This is a genomic window from Rhodococcus sp. T7 (assembly GCF_009872365.1).
Taxonomy (GTDB): Bacteria; Actinomycetota; Actinomycetes; order Mycobacteriales; family Mycobacteriaceae; genus Rhodococcus_F.
The window spans coordinates 1-3,331 of record NZ_WXYH01000158.1 but is presented as its reverse complement, the minus strand read 5'-3'; the positions used below and the strand labels follow the sequence as shown (position 1 = coordinate 3,331).

Here is a 3,331-nt window from a genome sequence, read left to right as displayed (position 1 = left end):
GCACAACGCTCGATCGCCCGGATCGACGAGGTCACCGGCCGCCGGGTCGATTACGTGTTCGTTCGGCGCGGCAAGCTACTCTCGGGCAAAACCCTCTTCGACGAGGCATTCCGCACCGTCTGCGCGGCAACGGGTCTGGTCGACGACCGAGGATCCCCGACCGTCAGTGCGCACAGGTTTCGGCACACCCTCGGCACCCAGCTCGCCGAGGGCGGTGCCCGCATCCAGACGATCATGGCAATACTCGGCCATCGCAGTGCCACAATGTCCATGATTTACAGCCGCATCTCCGATCCCGAGATCCGGCGCCAATACGAGACCGCCCTCGCCGACGGGCACCGGATCGCCGGCCCGGCCGCCGACGCCCTCCTGCACGACGCTCTCGACGACGACACCGTGGACTGGCTGAAGACGAACTTCCTCAAGACCGAACTCGAACTGGGTCACTGCCTGCGGCTGCCCGCCGAGGGCCCGTGCGAGTGCGACCTGATCCTCACCTGTCCGAAGTTCCTCACCACCACCGAGTACGCGCCGCGGATCAGGGCGCGCCTGGCGACCGAGCAGGTCCTGATCGATGACGCCCGCACTCGCGGCTGGGACCGGGAAGCCGAACGGCACGAAGCGACCTGCCGGCGGCTGCAGCACCTGCTCGACGACCGCGAAACCCGCTGAGGTTCAGAAATGCTTGGGGCACAACAAGTCCGACTCCACTACCCAGTCCTGTTGCGCGAGCCAGCCCCGCACCGCCGCCGGGATTTCGTCGGTGCCGGAATCGGTGCCGGTGACCAGCGGACCGTCCCCACACCGGGAGCAGCTGACCACCAGGACGTGGCCGTGGGGCTGACAGCGGGCGCAGTGCCGGGCCTCGCGCAGGTCGCCGAGATCGCCGAGGTGCAACCAGACGATGGCGAGATCGGCGCGGTGCGGGACGAGATCCCGGCGGGTGGCGGGCTCGTATCCGCAGGTCGGACAGGCCGACGGTCCGGTCGCCGGTGACGAAGACGCAGCAACAGGCGGCGGGGACGTCCTGTTCTCGGGTTGCGGGGTGTCCGGGGTGCGCGTCTCCGGCGGACGAGACGGGAGATGGCGGTAGAGGGTCGAGCGGGTCAGCCCGGTCTTGTCGGTGATCTCGGCGATGGTGGCGCCGCCGGCCCGGAGTTGGGTGGCGTAGGCGAGTTGGGCGTCGGTGACCACGCTGGGCCGACCGGTGCGTCGTCCCTTCTCGGTGGCCACGGTGCGGGCATGGGCGGCCCGCTCGAGCGCGTAGGTGCGTTCCATCTGCCCGAACAGCGCCAGCAGCACCACCGCCAACTGCCCCATTGGGTCGTCCGGGTTCGTCGAGTCGATTTTGATCGGATCGGCCAGGTTTCGGAATCCGATGCCGCGCTGGTGCAGGTCGTGGATCAGGTTGAGGGTGTCGCGGACGGTGCGGCCGAGCCGGTCGAGGGTGTGCACCACGATCGCATCGCCCTTGCGGGCGTAGCCCAGCAGCGCCTGCAATCCAGGACGTTCGGTGGTGGCCCCGGACTTCTTGTCCACGTAGATGCTCGCCTGGTCGACCCCGGCCTTGCGGATCGCGTCGATCTGCCGCGTCAGGTCCTGCTTGCTCGTCGACACCCGGGCGTACCCCAACTCCATGTGACGAGAGTGCCGAAAGTTAGGTCTGTGCGATGTTGTGACACGGAACGTAGAACCAATTTTCGAGCTGCTAGCTGGGCTTTTGTTTGTATCCGGGACGGGCTCGATGGACCGCAAGGACGGGCTCGATGGACCGCAAGAACGGGAGCGGCAGGTATCACTCGGATCGACCGCCCCTGGGGCCTGGTTGGCGATCGTGGCCTAGAATCTATTTTCGTATTACGATAATGGGCATGGCTGAGGAGACGATCAACGGAGCGCCCGTCACGGACGGGATGATCGAGAAGTGGGCAGACGAGGCCGAGGCCGGTTACGACGTCGAAAAGTTGCGCAAACGCGGCCGGCCGACCGTGGGGGACGGCCCCGGCGCGGTGGTGCCGGTACGGATGGACGAGGCATTGCTGAAGGCATTGAACGCCCGTGCCGAGCAGGAGCATGTTTCCCGCTCCGAGGCGATTCGAGAAGCGGTGCGTGCCTGGACCCAGGTCGCGTGAAGGCGCATAAATCCGCGCTCAAACACGGGATCAGCGAAAACGATGGCATCTACGCGGCAGTGCATCATGTATATACCGCTGGTCTGGACGACGACAACCCCGCGCGCGAGTTCCGGCTGGGTTTCGACCCGAACGGTCGGCTCCTGGAACTGGTTGTCCTGCGCTTCGACAGCGGGAACGAGCTGCTCATTCATGCCGTGAAGGCTCGCTCGCAGTACTTCGACCTCTTGTAGCGATCGCCGCGAGGCCGGTGCGAGAGCCTCCCCTGGAGGCGGACGGTGCGGCCGCCGGTCGAGGGTGTGCACCACGATCGCATCGCCCGTTCGAACGTAGCTGCAGTTCGGGACGTTCGGTGGTGGCCCCGGATTTCTTGTCCGCGTAGACGTTCGCCGGGGGGTTGATCCCGGCTTTGGTGAGCGCGTCGATCTGCCGCGCGAGTTCCTGTTTGGGCGTCGTTATCCGTGCGTACCCCAAATCCATCTCCAGGGGCGTACTGAAAGTCAGGTCTGCACGAAGGTTGTGACACGGGATTGTGGAATTAACTTGTGAGACGCCTCGACCTGGGTTTTTATTGGATCCGGATATGGTCCGGGCGGCGTCTCATTTCCAAGGTTCTCTCGGGGTCCGACGCGACTGCGGCCGGGAGCCGACCTCGTATGTGCATGCCAAGCGTCGTCGGGCGAGACTCTAGTGTGGGCCACAGGTGTGGGTCTAGTGGTTACGCCCGTCGGGGTGTGGCCGGTTGAGGCGGGTCATCAGCTCGCGGTTGGTGGCTCGTGTGGCGTCGAGTTCGTCGTCGCGTTCTGCGAGTTGACGGCGTTGTTCTGCGGTGTGTTGTTCGAGCTCGGTGATGCGGCGGTGGAGCCGGTCGATGTCGTCTGGGGGACCGAGGCCGGACTCTCGCCACGCCTGCTCGCCGAGTTGCTCGGACAGGCGTTGGCGGAGTTGGGTGTTTTCGTGAGACAGACGGGTGATGCGGTCGTGGGCGTTGGCCAGGTCGGCGATGAGTGACGGCCGGCTGGCACTCGGGCCGCCGGTCCTGGTGGTGGTTGGTTCGGCGGCTTTGACGAGCACCGCGGCGTGCAGGTCGCGGTGACGGTAGAGGAAGCTGCGGTTCACCCCGGCTTCTCTGAACTAAGGATTATGGTGCGTTTGTGAGGTTTTCGGACGTTGCGTGTTCGGCACGCCGAGGTTGACGG

General features: G+C 65.7%; 6 protein-coding genes. 3 read left to right on the top strand and 3 right to left on the bottom strand.

The window, feature by feature from the left end:
* Positions 1–672 (top strand): tyrosine-type recombinase/integrase (locus MLGJGCBP_RS17285; protein ID WP_160097151.1); only part of this gene is annotated, 672 nt, incomplete at its 5' end.
* Positions 673–675: 3 nt separating this feature from the next.
* Here MLGJGCBP_RS17285 and MLGJGCBP_RS17280 read toward each other — a convergent pair.
* Positions 676–1,638, bottom strand: a complete 963-nt coding sequence (locus tag MLGJGCBP_RS17280) for a recombinase family protein (protein ID WP_012686958.1) — start codon at positions 1,636–1,638, stop codon at positions 676–678.
* A gap of 233 nt (positions 1,639–1,871) precedes the next feature.
* Here MLGJGCBP_RS17280 and MLGJGCBP_RS17275 point away from each other — a divergent pair, with 233 nt between their 5' ends.
* Positions 1,872–2,132 (top strand): ribbon-helix-helix domain-containing protein, encoded by a 261-nt coding sequence (locus MLGJGCBP_RS17275; protein ID WP_007297099.1) that lies wholly within the window; start codon positions 1,872–1,874, stop codon positions 2,130–2,132.
* Positions 2,129–2,365 (top strand): hypothetical protein, encoded by a 237-nt coding sequence (locus MLGJGCBP_RS17270; RefSeq protein ID WP_007297100.1) that lies wholly within the window; start codon positions 2,129–2,131, stop codon positions 2,363–2,365. The genes MLGJGCBP_RS17275 and MLGJGCBP_RS17270 overlap by 4 nt, the downstream gene beginning before the upstream one ends.
* Here MLGJGCBP_RS17270 and MLGJGCBP_RS17265 read toward each other — a convergent pair.
* Positions 2,319–2,612: a recombinase family protein gene (locus tag MLGJGCBP_RS17265; RefSeq protein ID WP_007297101.1), complete on the bottom strand. Its 294-nt coding sequence runs from the start codon at positions 2,610–2,612 to the stop codon at positions 2,319–2,321. The genes MLGJGCBP_RS17270 and MLGJGCBP_RS17265 overlap by 47 nt on opposite strands.
* 231 nt (positions 2,613–2,843) lie before the next feature.
* Positions 2,844–3,251 (bottom strand): hypothetical protein, encoded by a 408-nt coding sequence (locus tag MLGJGCBP_RS17260; protein WP_007297102.1) that lies wholly within the window; start codon positions 3,249–3,251, stop codon positions 2,844–2,846.
* Positions 3,252–3,331: the final 80 nt, after the last annotated feature.

Coding starts and splice junctions, on each gene's coding strand:
- MLGJGCBP_RS17280 (WP_012686958.1), bottom strand. CDS start 1,638: ATGGAGTTGGGGTACGCCCGGGTGTCGACGAGCAAGCAGGACCTGACG.
- MLGJGCBP_RS17275 (WP_007297099.1), top strand. CDS start 1,872: ATGGCTGAGGAGACGATCAACGGAGCGCCCGTCACGGACGGGATGATC.
- MLGJGCBP_RS17265 (WP_007297101.1), bottom strand. CDS start 2,612: ATGGATTTGGGGTACGCACGGATAACGACGCCCAAACAGGAACTCGCG.